The organism is Pseudomonas sp. AC229 (assembly GCF_979254655.1).
Genome location: NZ_CEEDHK010000005.1, coordinates 90,010 through 105,462 on the forward strand (window position 1 = coordinate 90,010; position 15,453 = coordinate 105,462).

14 protein-coding genes are annotated in these 15,453 nt (G+C 53.7%); 6 read left to right on the plus strand and 8 right to left on the minus strand.

Going from position 1 to position 15,453, the window contains the following annotated elements; genetic code table 11:
• Window positions 1-793: 793 nt before the first annotated feature.
• From AC0IW7_RS08590 to AC0IW7_RS08600, 3 genes are all read right to left on the minus strand, one after another.
• Window positions 794-1,171 carry a hypothetical protein gene (locus AC0IW7_RS08590; RefSeq protein WP_471817122.1) on the minus strand — a complete coding sequence of 126 codons (378 nt, stop codon included), beginning with the start codon at window positions 1,169-1,171 and terminating at the stop codon, window positions 794-796.
• A 196-nt stretch (window positions 1,172-1,367) separates the two neighbouring features.
• Entirely contained in the window at window positions 1,368-1,643 is a 276-nt protein-coding gene (locus tag AC0IW7_RS08595) for a hypothetical protein (RefSeq protein ID WP_471817123.1), read from the minus strand.
• Window positions 1,624-2,277: an AAA family ATPase gene (locus AC0IW7_RS08600; protein WP_471817125.1), complete on the minus strand. Its 654-nt coding sequence runs from the start codon at window positions 2,275-2,277 to the stop codon at window positions 1,624-1,626. The genes AC0IW7_RS08595 and AC0IW7_RS08600 overlap by 20 nt, the downstream gene beginning before the upstream one ends.
• A gap of 369 nt (window positions 2,278-2,646) precedes the next feature.
• On the opposite strand from AC0IW7_RS08600, the gene AC0IW7_RS08605 reads away from it, so the two are divergent.
• A complete protein-coding gene (locus tag AC0IW7_RS08605) occupies window positions 2,647-3,471 on the plus strand; it encodes a hypothetical protein (protein ID WP_471817126.1) in 825 nt (274 codons plus the stop codon).
• A 619-nt stretch (window positions 3,472-4,090) separates the two neighbouring features.
• Here the strand turns inward: AC0IW7_RS08605 and AC0IW7_RS08610 are convergent.
• The 4 genes from AC0IW7_RS08610 to AC0IW7_RS08625 all read right to left on the minus strand — a co-directional run bounded on the left by AC0IW7_RS08610 (window position 4,091) and on the right by AC0IW7_RS08625 (window position 9,124).
• The gene (locus tag AC0IW7_RS08610) at window positions 4,091-5,074 is read right to left on the minus strand and encodes an integrase domain-containing protein (protein ID WP_471817128.1); all 984 of its coding nucleotides are present in this window, start codon (window positions 5,072-5,074) and stop codon (window positions 4,091-4,093) included.
• A gap of 1,342 nt (window positions 5,075-6,416) precedes the next feature.
• A complete protein-coding gene (locus AC0IW7_RS08615; protein WP_471817130.1) occupies window positions 6,417-7,160 on the minus strand; it encodes a hypothetical protein in 744 nt (247 codons plus the stop codon).
• Between the two features lie 68 nt (window positions 7,161-7,228).
• Entirely contained in the window at window positions 7,229-7,585 is a 357-nt protein-coding gene (locus tag AC0IW7_RS08620) for a hypothetical protein (protein ID WP_471817132.1), read from the minus strand.
• A 744-nt stretch (window positions 7,586-8,329) separates the two neighbouring features.
• The gene (locus tag AC0IW7_RS08625; protein ID WP_471817134.1) at window positions 8,330-9,124 is read right to left on the minus strand and encodes an IclR family transcriptional regulator; all 795 of its coding nucleotides are present in this window, start codon (window positions 9,122-9,124) and stop codon (window positions 8,330-8,332) included.
• 323 nt (window positions 9,125-9,447) lie between these two features.
• On the opposite strand from AC0IW7_RS08625, the gene AC0IW7_RS08630 reads away from it, so the two are divergent.
• From AC0IW7_RS08630 to AC0IW7_RS08650, 5 genes are all read left to right on the plus strand, one after another.
• Window positions 9,448-10,362: an SDR family oxidoreductase gene (locus AC0IW7_RS08630; RefSeq protein ID WP_471817136.1), complete on the plus strand. Its 915-nt coding sequence runs from the start codon at window positions 9,448-9,450 to the stop codon at window positions 10,360-10,362.
• A gap of 18 nt (window positions 10,363-10,380) precedes the next feature.
• Window positions 10,381-11,952, plus strand: coding sequence for a class I adenylate-forming enzyme family protein (locus AC0IW7_RS08635; RefSeq protein WP_471817138.1), 1,572 nt, complete (start codon window positions 10,381-10,383; stop codon window positions 11,950-11,952).
• A 103-nt stretch (window positions 11,953-12,055) separates the two neighbouring features.
• Window positions 12,056-13,255 (plus strand): cytochrome P450, encoded by a 1,200-nt coding sequence (locus AC0IW7_RS08640; RefSeq protein WP_471817140.1) that lies wholly within the window; start codon window positions 12,056-12,058, stop codon window positions 13,253-13,255.
• A 21-nt stretch (window positions 13,256-13,276) separates the two neighbouring features.
• Window positions 13,277-13,441: a rubredoxin gene (locus AC0IW7_RS08645; protein ID WP_471817142.1), complete on the plus strand. Its 165-nt coding sequence runs from the start codon at window positions 13,277-13,279 to the stop codon at window positions 13,439-13,441.
• A 47-nt stretch (window positions 13,442-13,488) separates the two neighbouring features.
• On the plus strand, window positions 13,489-14,283 hold the full coding sequence (locus AC0IW7_RS08650; protein WP_471817144.1) for an enoyl-CoA hydratase/isomerase family protein: 795 nt from the start codon (window positions 13,489-13,491) through the stop codon (window positions 14,281-14,283).
• 146 nt (window positions 14,284-14,429) lie between these two features.
• On the opposite strand, the gene AC0IW7_RS08655 is transcribed toward AC0IW7_RS08650, so the two are convergent.
• Entirely contained in the window at window positions 14,430-15,308 is an 879-nt protein-coding gene (locus tag AC0IW7_RS08655) for a metalloregulator ArsR/SmtB family transcription factor (RefSeq protein ID WP_471817146.1), read from the minus strand.
• Between the last annotated feature and the right edge of the window lie 145 nt (window positions 15,309-15,453).

Here is a 15,453-nt window from a genome sequence, read left to right on the forward strand (position 1 = left end):
ACGCTTAGTTTTCCCCGTCGAAGGTTCTTCGCCCATCAGAAGAGCCCCAGGGAGTTGCCCTTGATGTGCGAATACTGCCCCAAATAACTGGGTTTGAAGCGGCTTCAACTCTCACAGGCTAGTGACTGAAGCGAGGGCAGAAGTAACTTCGACCACCTTCAAGAGCCCAGATTCCGGGCCCTTAGGATCCTCAAGCTCTCGCAGCCTAGCGAGGAACTAGCGATAGGTTCGATAAAGGTTTGAATTGCAGTGGTTGCACACGTGAATCCGGCGTGGATCGTTGCGTGCTTCTAGACCGAGCTGACGTATGTGAGTGGCACCGCAATGGCAGCACCGACCTCCGTTGCGGTTGTTTTTACTGCGCTCTACGTATGTGCTGAATTCAGGTAACGCTAGCCAATCGCGGTGCAAACGGTCCCGTTTGCACGTTTCTACCCAAAGCATTAATGCGCCAATTAGGACTGCGATCGTCAGTATTGTTTCCATGCGTACCTCTTCCACTTTGTTGTGATTTGGAAGTCAGGAGGTAGCCAGTGCCCGTGGCGTTTGATCCCACCGGCCCAGGCAGGGCAGGCATGCCGCTCTCCCAGCTATGGAATCAATTGTCCGCTTACTTTCCAGAATGCAAGCCAAGGGAGGAACGTTGGAGATCCGGGTGCTTGTTCTTGGTTGTGGCCGGAGCTCAGATGGAGGTAAGTCGCTAGCGCGATTGTGCGCCTAACCTGCTCGCCCCCTTTTAGGCAAAAAAAAACCCGGCCGCAGATATCTGAGCCGGGCTATTCCTTCCGTGTAGCTAGCGGTGAGTAGAGTTCTTCACTACTTGTTTGGCGATTTCCGCCGTTTGTTTTTCATGGGTAAGGAGAAGACGGAGGACCGCCAGCTGTGGTTCAAACTCTTCGAAAATGACCTTCTGCTCCGCTGTCAAAAGGCTACCCAGCTCGTTTACGTCATGCTCGATGACCTTGTCGCCATATTCAGTGAAGTCCATATAGTCGCCTTCGAGCGTCTGCTCACGAAGGAAGTGCCATGCAATGCTCGGAGGGCAACCATTACCACCGGGGTGGTATTTGACGCGGAACCCGTTCGTATCGGCCTTGATTGCTTTCAGGCGGGCGTTGGCTTGTTTTTCGAGGCGCTTTGCTTGCTTGCCTACGGGTGTTTGTTTGTCCATCGAATAGCTCCATTTTCACAGTGCTTCGCGAAATGCTCGCACGGCTTGAAAACAGTCTGTTTGAACCAAAATAAAAAAAGTGTCCTATCCCGTCCCTTTTGAGGGTCGCAGATTTTTACCCGTTGCAACGAGCTCACTCAGCCACCTACGACTTATGACTTATGACTTATGACTTATGAAGTCACAACTACGCTTCCTACGCGCGCCCCAAAACGCCTGAGTCCACCAGCGCGCGGCGGATCAAGGCGCTGATTGAACGATCGGTTCTCGACATTCGTTTGTTTTCTACGGCTTGGTCCTCCAGCGATTCGATCATCCAGGCTGGCAGGCTAATGGTGATAGGTCGCATGCCTAGCGAGGCATTTTTAGGGGCTCCTTTGTACGGTCTGTCCGCCAGCGCGCTCATGAGTTTTTCGGCGCTGTCTTCAGGGAGAAGTAACTTCTGACCAGGTTTAATGGGTGGATTGACCATTCAATATCTCCTCGACCAACTGCCGAATTTCGTGGCTTGCGGCCATGTTTTCGGTTTCGGTAACGCCTTTCCCCGTCGAAATACTCTCTCTATAAATCAGTCGCTGGAAACCGATCGAAGTCGCCAGCTCGAGATTTTCATAGGTATTTACGTACCCGCAAAAGTCGCCGCGCTCACGCTTGCGAATGGCTGGGTTGGTCGTTGCCAGGGACTGGTAAATCAGTACGCGTAGGCGTGGATTCTGAGTGCGGGCATAGCTGACTTGATCGTCCAACTCGGCCAGCGTCTCCAAATCCAGTTGGCTACAGACATGTGGTGAGACCAGAACGTCTGCGACCGTCGTCGCACTAATGAGCTCCGCACTATTTCGACCTGGGACGTCCACGATCACCACTGGATACCGCTGGGATAGAACCCTCAATGGGTCTGTGAGATTTCCGCGCCTCGACATTATCTCTACCGGGGGGAAAACGCCGGCGCGCTCCCGAACACCTCCCCAATACAGCGATGAGCCCTGAGGATCTGCATCTACGAGGCAGGTCTTCTGGCTCCGCTGTGCAAATGCGACTGCCAGGCTCGTAGAGAGGGTTGTTTTTCCGACTCCGCCTTTGTTGCTCCCAACCACGATGATCATGCGCAAGCCCCTTATGACTTGTTAGCTGTGATGTGTGAAATCACAAGCTGACAGGTTTTGTGGAACTGCAAGCCAAGTGGAAGGCCTGCTGGCGCAATGCTCTGGCAGGTATCCGATTAACGGCTTTTGATACGGGCGAAGTTACTTCGCCCCAAGTTTGAAGGGAGAGTTCAGTGCGGTTTTTGCTGCTGAGGAGATCTGGACGTGGCTAAAAGTTGGGTCGGTATTGTGGGCTCAGCTTGGGAGTCTGCCCCCATAAAGGGGTCAGATTGACGGCCCTTACCGAAAACGTCTGGTCATCATTGAGTTCAAGCAGTTCAAGGGCTGCCTTCGGTACAGCAATCCGGCTGTATCGAGCTTAGTGAGGGTATGACAGTGATAGAAAATGGCTCAATTGCTTTTTTGCAGATGCTTATCTGTCTCATCGATTCTGAAATCGAAAAGCTCTCGAAGGAGACCGACCGATTGAGCGAAAGCTTCCAGCACAAATTGAAGTCACTCGGACTTTGGGTCGGTTACAGGATGGTGCTTGTGACGGGAGTGCGTACCCCCGAGATCTGTTGGGAGCGGTACTATTCAGGCAGGTGGAACCGTATGCAGGTTTCTGCCAAAACTCGCAAAACTACACGCCTGACGACTTCACCTACTCAGAGTCACGAAAAGAAGGATACGTTGGCTGAGTACGATGATTTGGCTGTCGGTCTGCGGATCCGCTTGGACAATTTGTGTGCTCTTCGGAAATTACTCTCAGCGCTTGTTAAGGGCGGGGTGGAGAAAGCTTTCGACAGTCCTGGAATGAGCAAAACGACGGTTTACGTCGAGGAAAACTTTATTGAGTACGCCCGGGTCTTGGGTGGCAATGTTCGAGAAGAGATCAAAAAATTTTTGATGAAGGTCGAGGAGTTGAATGCACAGCTCGCGACCGAGTTGAAATCGAAAAAAATCCCCGTTGATTGCCGAGTGATCTTTACGGAAGGGCGGTATCCAGGGGTGTACTGGGAGAAGCGTGTGCCGTACGTTGGCTGGCACCGCCTTCAGCCTTCACTCTGGATGCTGAAGACTCCACGCCTTGTAAGCGGTACCTCGCCTGAACTGAAAGCGGTGATGCTCGCGTATGAAGACCAAGTGATTGTTCTGAAAGCGCAGCTTCAGATTTTGTTTGCTCTGAAAAAAACGCTTTCAGCGTTTATGTAAGTCATCCAACGCGGCGTTGTAAAAACAGAAAGCCCGGCAAATGCCGGGCTTTCTGTTTTGCATTCACGCTCTACAATTAGGAAGGTCCATTTCGGACGACTGCAGTTTTTGAGCGTACGTGTAGGACGTCTTGGACTGCTGGTATTAGCGATTGTCGTGAGCGGACGGCGAGAATTCTCGCCGTCTAGAACTGACCGGAGTGAAAGCATACGCTCAGAAGAACGCCGTACGGTGGAGTTGTTCGTTGCATACCGACCGGTAATTTCTGCCGTCCGTTACCGACCTTTAGAACTAACAACTCAAAGATTGCGCTATTGGTCTTTGCTGGAGGACGACATCCAAGGACCTTTTAAAAGTGGTATCCAGTCAGTAGTTTTACCCAGGCGGATTAGGATTATTTTCACGGTCAACCAGTAGTAGTAACGCGTGTGCTGCGAATCTGCTTTTATGGATTCCGCCAGAAACCAACGCACATGTTTAACCTGCCATTGCTCGGGTCGGCTTCGGCTCCAACGTTCGGATATCGCATGCTGAATAGCCTCTGCTTGCCTAATGTGGCGCTTTCGAGAAGTCGGTGATCCATCAAGGCAGCCCTCGATAAACAACTCCATTTGCGATTTCACTTAGTCGAACTCCCCAGGTACGCGTTGGTAACCTCGAGGCGTTCATGCCCTAATTCGCGGCTGATAATTTGACGCGCTGCTTTGTCGAGGGCGCGTTCTTCTGCAGTCATGTTTTTGCGTTTTAAAACTACCGGGGCAGGGTGGCCAGCTAGCTGTTGGTAACGGTCGCACGCATAAGCTGCTCGAAACTCGTGAAACCCTTTCATCCCATGCCAATGCAGTTGCCTTCGGGCAATGCTCACCTCCTTGCGCAGGAAGCCGATATAGGTTTCTTCGGGAGAAAGTAGGTTGCGGCTGAAGTTTGGACGGGCAGAAATGGCAAACCGAATAGCCTCGAGCTCTGCGTCCGTTACTGGGATCCAGCGCGGAGCAAACGCACCTTTACGTCCACCTTTAGTGCCCTCCTGAATATTTACCCTTCCTAGGGTGAGAGCCTCACGTTCAATGCGTGGCAGGTCCATCAAAATAGCTTCGCGCAGCCGGACACCCAGCGAACGTGCAAGTCCGGCAATCGCTGACAATCGTACATGTCCGGTTTCGACGAGCTTTTGCTGAAGCATTTCAACTTCTTTCAGGTTCATACCGTCCGGTACTTTTACGCGGATATAGCTGCGCCTCCTCCCTAAGAAATTACTGATCTTGCCCAGGCGAACTCGACTGTCGCCTCGCATAACTTTGAGCACGACATTGCATGACGAGATTCGGTTATGGGAGGTCGATACCGCGATTTTTCCTTCATCCATCAAGCCCTTCACGTGGGTCGCATAGCTCATCAGAAGCTCAAGAGTGACCTTACGTAGATCTCTGATGCCAAAATTTTCTTTTGCCCATTCGATGAACAAATTGAAGCGCTCGCAATGCCCTTTTACGGTCGCAAAATGACCATCACCAAAGTGAGCTGCGAGTTTGTTTCTGACGGCGTATTTAGGGTTACGCCCCTGTCCCATGTTTTTTGAGTTGTGTTTTCCGTGTTGCGTCATGACTAGTCACCAAAAAGAAATCGAGCTCAATGCAAGGAACGTTCGGTATAGGTGGATGGGATGAGGGGTGGATTGCGGGTACGTTGCAGTCAGCTCCGCGAAGAGCTGTTTAGTGTTAACAGGGAGAACCTGCGTCCGACTGCGTAATCTGCTGAAGCCTTTATCAGGCTCGAAAATGCACGGCCGTTTATGAGTCCTAAAAAGGACGGCGGAGAACGGCTGGCAGGGCTGACTAGGCACCGCCGCAATTTCTTAGAAGCCAGCATCGGTCTTCAGCGCTCATACATGCCTGTGGTCAAACAGGTGTCCGCAATGGACGGTATGGCGCTGACGGAGGTCGGCTTGTAAGTGGACCGCCGAGCTGATTTCTCAGATCGGTGTCAGGTTTGATGTCTGGAGGGCAGATTTCGGAGGGCGCGAGCTAAAAGCTCGCAACCGATCGTGCCGTTCCAGGAGCTGAGATAGATAGATAGACGTAGACGGTCTAACTAGCTTGAGATGGGTGTAGCCGGTTAGGTATTTCGCCGTTATCCAGGCGTTACGCATGGACGTAAGGGACTGTTGAACAACGTGAGTCTTGGTGGGGGATTGGGCGAAGGGACGCAACCAATGTCTACATAGACGAGGCACGATCTCGCTCAACCATCTTTCTGCATCGCCACACCCACACGATGTGTGAGCACGTAGGCAGAGCGTTCTTGGTTAGTTAGCTAGAGCGGCAATGGCTACCAAGCTAACAGGTCAGCCTATGCGGCTTCAGGATGCGAACCGATGGCTAGAGCCATTAGGTTGCAGTGTTAGGCGTGCTAGTTAGGAACTAGCTGTCCGATGATGGAACCGACACATGCGGCCCATCAATGAACCGATATTTCCACATGTCGTTAGACGTTTGCAACTTAAAAAACTGCAATTGTCTTGGACATTGTCTCGTGCAGGCTAGGCACGAATTCGCAGCAAACCCCCGGCCTACAAGGCTTAAAGTACCCCCAGAAAAAAACCGTCTCTGTTTCTGGTGGCACGGCTAAATCCTGTAGGGCGGTGTGGTAAGGCCCGACTAATGCGCTTGATCAGATGGCTGAATTGGTAACTGGAAAGGGATGATCAAGTTTACTAACGACTCTAAAACGTTCAGCAGGTGCACTTATGTGCACCTGTTTTAGGTCGCTAGCACTTTTTCTCGCGTTTATTCCAGATATCGCCGCCGCTAGGTGCACTTAAGTGCACCTGTTTTAAGTTCTCCGCACATTTCTGCATTTTTACTTTGAGCGTCGGCAACGCCAGGTGCACATAAGTGCACTTGCTTTACTTAAGTCTATTGGCTGGCGGTGGGCATACGGACGTCTCAAGGCTCGACAAACAGCAGCTGATCGCCCTGATGCATGATCGAGGGCGGTGCCACACCCGCTAAGCCAGGGCTGTAGATATAAAACCAAGCGGGCAGTTTGGCCGACAGGTTAAGCGTCGTTTCGACATCCTCTGCTTTGGAGTGACCGCCCCAAGCGCCGATGAAAATAGGTCCATACACCTTGTGCTTTGTGCCCAGGAAGGACGGTGCGTCCACCAGGTCGGGAGAGTGGTCAGCCACCAGGTCGGCAAACTGCACAAAGGCATGAGACGGGCTGCCTTCACCAAAGGGCTGGCCGAGAACGTAGCGGACTTTGAAGGCCAGCATCTTTTGCCGCTCTTCCTCACTCCGAGCTCGTACATTTGCGCTGGCCTCAAGATAGGCCCTTGAGCTGATCTCGACTGCCTCTATGGGATTTGATGCCACGTCTTCTGAAACCCAAGCAACGAACTGCACATTTGCGGAGATGCTTCGAGGTGTGAGGCCGCTCAGCAGGAGCATGCTTGGATCTCCGGACGCGAGCAGGTGCGTCGCGCCTGAAACCTCGCCGTCGAGATTTTTACCGCCACCAGCGCTCTTCTCGTGCGCCATCATCTCGGTGTACTTGGCTTTTGGAATGTCGGTAGCGGGGACACCCATGGCGTCTGCAATTTTCAGAGCCTCTGATGGGGTGCCTGTTCTAGGTATCAGGCCACATCCAGACATGAGCAGAGCTATGGCGATCAAAATGGTCGTACGCACTGTGTGTGTTCCTTGCGTGGAAACTAGGTAGGTTTTTTTTAAACACTGAGGCAGGAGCTGACAGCTCTTTAGATGTTCAACTGGGGCCACAGGGCCAGGGCTGTCAGCAGGCATCCTGCGGACCATGCCGCGATCGGCATCCGCAGCAGGCGCATGGTTTGGTAAAGCGGAATGCAAATGAGCTTCTGCTTGTAGCCCTTGTAGATAAAGGAAGCCCAACTCACTAGTGCGGTCTGGAAGGACAAAAGCAGGAAGACCTGCCAGAAGGCGAATTCAAGTAACTGATCGGGTAGCGGAACGGGGCTGTTCGCGAGGTAAATCAGCCTAAGGGCGACAACTGCGACAGCCACAACGACGAACGCGCTGCAGTGGTAAACGCGCTTCCAAAGCTCACGGCTGAGTTGGGACGAAGAGGTGATGTTCATAGTGTGCATCCAATGAGAGGAGGCGTCAGGTGAACATGAGAAAGGAATAATGCAACTGCTCATCCGCGGATCCCGAAGTTGCTTCGGTCAGGCTGAGGGGCGTATCGCCAGCGATGTTGTTGTCTCGGCTATTTGCTCTCTTTTTGGGAGTAAACTCGGCCCCTGCAAAGTGGTTTAGAGTTGCCTCCTATTCACGGCGTGTGCATCTAGCACATTAGATATAGGACAGCGCATGGTACTTCCGCCGATCCCGGCACTGAGCTGCGACCTCATAGTGCAAGAAGTGTGTGCGTTTAAATTTTACCCCATTGAAATATCTTCAGAGCCGATTGAGAGAAAGGAAATAACTATTCCACATCCCAAGTTTGCTTTGATATCGAAAAGTACCGACTCAGCAGTGCTAGGGCAGTACAAGTTGTCGCTCTAAGGGGAGTAATGAGATTGGGTTGGGCTATTAGTTTTTTGGCAAAAGCCCCCGCCTAATTTATTCCTGGGGTTATTACGGGAGTGAGCGTTTGCAATCTGAGCGACACAAGAAGAGTCTTTCAAGTGGCGCTCGCTGAAGCCATGAACCGCAGACGCAGGCAGTACTAGGCTCGCAAATACCCAGATAGCGACTGCACATAGGTGTCAGAGCTATCGAAGCTGTCCTGATTTGACTATGGCAAAGTCAGGACGGGAGCAGTGAGCTGAATATTACAAGGCTCGGAAATAGGGCTCCGTACCAAGACAGAGCACTATTTTTCAACTGCGCAGTTGGCCCGACGCTTCTGCAACTGCATCAATGAGTAGTTGGCGAAACTCATTGAGTTTGTGTTGCATACGTTCTGCGGGAGCGGCAATGACCACTGCTGCTGCAATTGAACCGTCGGTATCAAATACTGGAGCCGCTATGCCCGCAGCACCTTCGCTGAGTTCACTTATGCTAATGGAGATGCCGCTGTCGCGAATTTCCTTGAGCTGTTTCTTCAGCGTTGAACGATCAGTGATAGTGCGCCAGGTCATGGCTTTGAGTTTGGCGGTCTTCAGGTATTGATCCTGGATTTTCTCATCCTGATAGGCGAGCAGCAGACGCCCAGGCGCTGTGCAATGCAGCGGGCGGCCGGCGCCCAGCGGTGACACATACCGGACAGGGTTTTGTGAGTCGATCCCGTCGATGTGAGTCACCATCTGCGACTCCATGTCTATCACTGACAAATAGATACTTTCCCCGGTTTTAACTGCGAGATCCTCAAGATAAGGACGCATCAGTTTTGGGAAATTGCGGGTGGCCAGGATGCTGCCTGCCAACCGGTAGATGTACGGACCGAGCCGATAACGATTATTGCCGTGGCTCAGATAGCCCTCAGCGACCAGAGGCCGCAAAAGCGTCAGCAGGCTGCTTTTTGGGGTTTCCAGAATTACGCTCAGCTGTGCGAGCGACATCCCGTCGCCAGCTTTAGCCAGGACCTCAAACAGCCCCAAAATACGGGTAACCGAGCGAGGGCCCATCGAGGCCGGTGTCTCTACGGCGTCCACGTCGTTTTCCATATTTTTCATTAAATATCCCAATGACTGAGTGGGAGGAGCCAGTAAGAAATGGCGAATGGTGTGCAGTATATCAAATGGCGTTTAGAATTTTTCGTCTAGTTAAGCGTGTTTTCATCCAGATTCGTAAATTGTCCACTGTTTTCAGGCTGTCCTGTCCAACATTAGCTCCGGAAATCGTGCTGAGCATCGCTGGAGTTGTTTTTTTTAGACTCCGCCGCGTTTGCATATCGGAATATCGTTCATTAAAGTGATCTCCGTATGAGGCTAGTCCATCCAATAGATGTCGCCAAGGCTCCCGTGGTGCGGCGCATCGTGAGATCAAGGAGTTCGATATGGGTACGATGGTTCAAGACAAGGTAGTACTGGTTACCGGCGCTGGTGGCGGCATTGGTCGCGACATCGCCCTATTAATGGCGCAGCACGGCGCCAAAGTCGTGGTCAATGATGTGGGGGCCTCTGTTACTGGAGAAGGCGCGGACATTGGCCCTGCCCAAAGGGTGGTTGATGAGATCGTTGCCGCCGGTGGCCTGGCCGTTGCCAACACGGATAGCGTTTCTGATCCGGCTGCTGCAGCACGCATGGTTGAGCAAGCTGTTCAGCAGTTCGGCCGGATTGACTGTGTGGTGAACAACGCCGGGATTCTGCGCGATCGCTTCTTTCACAAAATGAGCGCCGAAGAGTTCGACGCTGTTCTGAAGGTGCATCTATATGGCTCCTTCTATGTGAGTCGGGCCGCGGCAAACTTCTTTAAGGAGCAGGAGTCCGGTTGCTTTGTGCACATGACCTCGACGTCCGGCTTGATCGGCAACTTGGGGCAAGCCAATTACAACGCCGCAAAACTCGGGATCATGGCGCTCTCCAAGTCGATTGCGTTGGACATGGAGAAATTCAATGTTCGCTCCAACTGTGTCGCGCCGTTTGCCTATAGCCGCATGATTGGTGCTATCCCGACCGACACGCCTGAGCAGCAAGCCCGGGTTGAAAAAATCAAGCAAATGACGCCTGCCAAGATCGCACCGATCTGTGTCTATCTGGCCAGCGACCAGGCTAACGAGGTCAATGCTCAGGTCTTTGCCGTTCGCAACAATGAGATCTTCCTGATGAGTCAGCCGCGCCCGATTCGCTCTGTGCAGCGCTCCGAGGGCTGGACTCCAGAAACCCTGGCTGAGCACGGTATGCCGGCACTCAAAGGCTCATTTATTCCGGTTGAACGCTCTGGCGAAGTTTTCACCTGGGATCCGGTCTGACCTTCGGGAGTAGTGCGTGTGACCGTGCATGAGCGTTTGGCGCAAGCCACCCGAGTCGGCGACATAGTGAACATTTGGTCCGAGCACGCCCCCGCGGCTCCGGCATTGCGCGACCCGCAGCATCAATTGAGCTATGGCGAGCTAGGGCATGCTGTTCAGAGGGCTGCCCGGCGTTTGGCCGTGGAAGGCGTTGGCGCTGGCGACCGTGTGATGTTGGTGGCGGAAAACTGCGTGCCGCAGGTAGTCCTGATCTTCGCTTGCATGCTGTTGGGGGCGTGGCCCGTTAACGTCAATGCGCGGTTGAGTCAGCGGGAAATAGAGGAAATTCGTGCCCACTGCAATCCACGCTTGCTTGCATTTAGTGCCTCGGTGTCCGTCGATGCCCAGGCGCATGCAAACCGGTATGGCGGATTGCCGTGGCAGGGAGATGACCTGTTCGCTGGGTTCGCTCTGGCCGCCGCTGTCGGAGGAGTGGGCCGCGAAGAAGGTGAGTTGGCCGGTGACATCGCTGCGCTGGTGTACACCTCGGGAACTACGGGGGCGCCCAAAGGTGTGATGGTGCGCCATCAAGGGTTGCTGCATTTCGCCAGGGTTTCTTGCGCGTCTCGTGCTCTGGGCAGTGCTGATCGGGTATATGGCGTATTGCCCCTGCCGCACATTTTTGGCTTCGCCACCATTCTATTGACCACGCTCTACGCCGGCGCTTGCTTGGTGCTGGAGCGCAAGTTCACTCCCGAACGCTTTTTGTCAGTTCTGCAGAGCGAGCGGATTACCACTTTCCAGGGCGTACCGATGTTGTTTACACGGGTCCTCGAATATATGAAGCGTTCGGGCGCCAGGCTGCCCAGCACAGAGCTCCGCTACCTGTATTCGGGCGGTGCGTCGCTGGATCTCGCCGTCAAAAGGCAAGTGGAAGCGGCATTTGGTTTGCCACTCCATCAGGGTTACGGCATGACCGAGTACGCCGGTTCGATGTTTATCACCCGCACGGCTGAGCCCCGGGACGATGATTCATCCGGGCACCGAAACGAAGGGGTAGAGCTTCGTTTGTTGGATGCTGAATTTAATCAGGTCGCGCCTGGAGAGGTTGGGCTAATCCAGGTGCGAGGGCCGGGCGTCATGCGTGGTTATTACCGCAATCCGGCAGCCACTCAGGACGCACTTTCTAGTGACGGCTGGCTAAGTACTGGCGATCTCGGGCGCGTAGACCAGAGTGGCGCTCTATTTATCGTCGGCCGCACCAAGGATCTGATTATTCGCTCCGGTTTCAATGTCTATCCGGTCGAGGTGGAGTCTGTGCTCAACGCCTGGCCCGCGGTTCAGTTGTCTGCGGTAGTTGGCAACGTGCTGCCAGGTGGCGATGAAGAGGTTGTCGCGTTCGTCGAACTGCGTCCTGGTCATCAACTAGCCATGGCCGAGCTGCAGGCCTATCTCAAGCGAGAACTGGCGCCGTACAAGCAACCCGCTCGAGTCATCATCCTTGCCTGTATACCCACCACCCTCAATGGGAAGCTGCAGAAAGCCCAGTTGCGAGAGTGGTTGGAGCAGGGTGGGAGCTTGGAAAACGTCATTAATGTAGTGGCCAGTTAATCTCCGCAAAGTTGATTCTCAGCTTTGCTTGTCGTATAAATATATGAACATCGTTCAAAATAAATACAATATTGGGGGGTGAAATACCCTCCCGGAGCATGCGATGAGTCATATGGAAAATTGGACCGTCCCCGAGCACGTACCAAAAGATCGCGTAGTGGATTTCGATTTCATGCACCCGCCCGGCGCTGAAGCGGACGTGCATCTCGCCTGGAAGGCGCTGCATAACGGGCCAGATGTTGTCTGGTCGCCCTATAACGGTGGGCACTGGATCGCCACGCGCGCTGCAGACATCGAAGCGATTCAGAAGGATCACCTACGCTTTTCCTATTCCCGAGTGACGGTACCGCGCAGTGACGATGTCACGCTGGTTCCCCTGGAGTTGGATCCGCCTGAACACAACGCCTATCGCGCCTTAATCACCCCGTCCTTTTTGCCTCAGGCGATTGCGTCGATGGAGGGTGATGTGCGGGCGCTGACTATCGAGCTTATCGAGGGTTTCATCGACAAAGGCGAGTGCGAGTTTGTCGGTGAGTTTGCCAAGATGCTGCCGATCGTCATCTTCCTGCGCTTGGTGGACCTGCCCCAGGAAGACCGCCTGCTGCTGCTGGAGATGGCCGAGCTGTCTGTTCGTGGTGATCTTGAAGAGCGTCAGCGTTCGCAAGGCATGCTGATGGGGTACATCGGCAAGTGGGTGCAAGAGCGCACCGCCAACCCTGGCAACGACCTGATTAGCTTGATCGTCAACGCCAAGATTGACGGTCAACCCATATCACCTGAGCGCATGTTCGGCATGATGATTGTGGTGCTATTTGGTGGCTTGGATACCGTCGCGGCAATGATGAGTTTTATTTGTCGTTTCCTCGCTGAACACCCCACTGAGCGTAAGCGCTTAGCCGAGAACCCCGAGTTAATTTTGACTGCAGTGGACGAATTGATTCGTCGACACGGCGTGACCAATACCGCCCGCGTGGTCGTGGAAGACACCGAGTTCAACGGCGTGCTGCTCAAGCAGGGTGATCAGATTCAGGTGCCAAACGCGTTGTTCGGTTTGGACGAGCGCCGCTTCGACAACCCTATGGAAATTGATCTCGCGCGCAAGCCTGTGGTGCATGCAGCGTTTGGTAACGGCCCGCACCGCTGCCCCGGCTCGTTCCTCGCGCGTACTGAAATCAAGGTATTCATTCAGGAGTGGCTCAAACGCATTCCCGATTTCGAAATCAAGGCCGGTGAGCAGCCACGCTGCGCCTCTGGAATGGTTAACGGCATGCTGTATTTGCCGTTGCAATGGAAAGTTGCGTAAGGCGATTTGGGACTATACGTAATGAAAAAATGGCAATGCTTTTTCTGTGGGCTGGTATATGACGAAGCCATCGGGTGGCCCGATGACGGCATCGCCGCGGGAACGCGCTGGCAAGACATTCCAGAAGACTGGCTGTGCCCTGAATGCGGTGCGGCAAAAAGCGACTTTCAGATGCTCGAAATCTGAGTCACCACGCTAAACCTGCAATTACTACTGTCGTAACGAGGCGAATGATGGACTTTTCCACCTACAAGGCACTCAAGCTCGAGCGTGACAATGGCGTTCTCACCATCACGCTAAATCGTCCAGAGACGCTCAATGCGATCGACGATGATATGGATAGAGAGCTAGCGCAGGTCTTTATTGATGCGGGCCATGACGCAGAAACTCGGGTGATTATCTTCACCGGTGCAGGGCGGGCATTTAGTGCCGGCGGCGATATTGAAGCCATGCAAAAGGTCATCGACGAGCCACAACTCTTCGTTGACAGCATGCGTCGCGGCAAACAAATCGTGTTTTCCATGCTCGACTGTCAGAAGCCGATCATTGCCAAGATTAATGGCCATGCCATCGGATTAGGCGCGACCCTGGCGCTTTTCAGCGACATTTCCTACGCCGCGCTGCCAGCTAAAATTGGCGACCCGCACGTTGCTGTTGGCTTCGTTGCCGGTGACGGCGGTGCGGCAATCTGGCCGCAGTTGGTGGGCTTTGCCAAGGCCAAGGAATATTTGCTAACCGGCGATTTGTTGACTGCCGAGCAAGCCGAGAAAATTGGCCTGATCAACTACGCAGTTGCACCAGAGGACCTCGACGCGCGGGTGCAGGAGATGGCCAGTCGCCTGGCTAATGGCGCCTCCTGCGCAATCCAATGGACCAAAGCATCAATCAATATTGCCTTGAAGCAAGTGGTCAATTCGGTGATTGATGCCTCGCTGGCGTACGAAGCGCTGTCCAACCACACGGAAGATCACCAAGAGGCGATCAACGCCTTCCGCGAAAAGCGCAAACCTGTTTTTCGTGGGCGGTGAATAGCTAATCGATTCACGCTGGGAAATAGTCGTCAACTTCCAGCAGGGCCTGGCCGTCCTGCTGGAATCGGTTGTAGCCCTATAAAAGCGCTGCCTCTCGCCGCGCCTGAGGGGCAAGCTTATTTGGCTACCGATACAGCCTGCGCTCACTGTATTGGCGGTAATTCGCGCAGCAAAAAACGTAGCGTTTGGTCCATTTGGTTGCGTTGCGCCACTGGCAGTTGAAAAAAAGCAGCGTAGTTGTGGGTGAACTGCGTGTGGCTGATGGCCAGGTAAACGGCATGGCCTTTTTCGGTGAGCTGAATGTTTACCGAGCGACGATCAAGCTCGTCCATGACTCGCTCCACTAACTCCAAATGTTCTAGGCGATTTAGTCTCTTGGCGACACTGGGCAATGCAACCAGCGAGCTTTTTCCCAGCTGGGTTGGCGTGCAGGGTTGTTCGCTAGTCAGGCGCCGCAACGTACCCAAAATCATCGCCTCACCAACGCTTAGGCCGTGATCTGCCGCTGTTCGTGCAAGCAGTTTTTCCATGCGGCTTCCCGTGATGAACAGGCGCCCCACGAGCCCGACGACGTCCGGTTCCACCTCAGCAGAAATGGCCGCCCAATTCACATCTGTGCCATCCGCTTCTTCATGATGTGTATCCCACTTGTTGGCAGGCACATTGTCGGCGGGCACAGCGCTTTGAAATGTTTCAGTGTCGAGCTCGGTTGAGCTCTGCGCGACCAATTGACTGCGCAAATCCAAGGCATAGCCGGCGAGTGAAGAGAGCAATTGCTGCGCCTGGTCGCTGACGGCATAGATGTTCTGCTGCCCCGCCTTGGTTTCACTCACAAGCTCTGTTTCCTTCAGCACTTTGAGGTGCTGGGACACCGCTGAGCGTGTGACGGGCACGCATTGCGCCAGCTCGCCGACTGAGCGTGAGCGTTGCACTAATAACTCGAAAAGACCGCGCCGGGTTGGGTCTGCGAGCGTGCCCAGCAGTGCCGAAAGCTGGGTAGATTGGTTAGTGATTGCTGTCATGTCTATGCCGTGAGTAACAGAGTCATTAGGTTAGCATGTACTAACCAATATTTCTCTGGGGCAACTTATGGTGCCGCGCACCCATTGGCATTCGCGTTATGCCCTTGTCTGCGTATCTATTGCTCTGCATGTGATTTCAGATCGA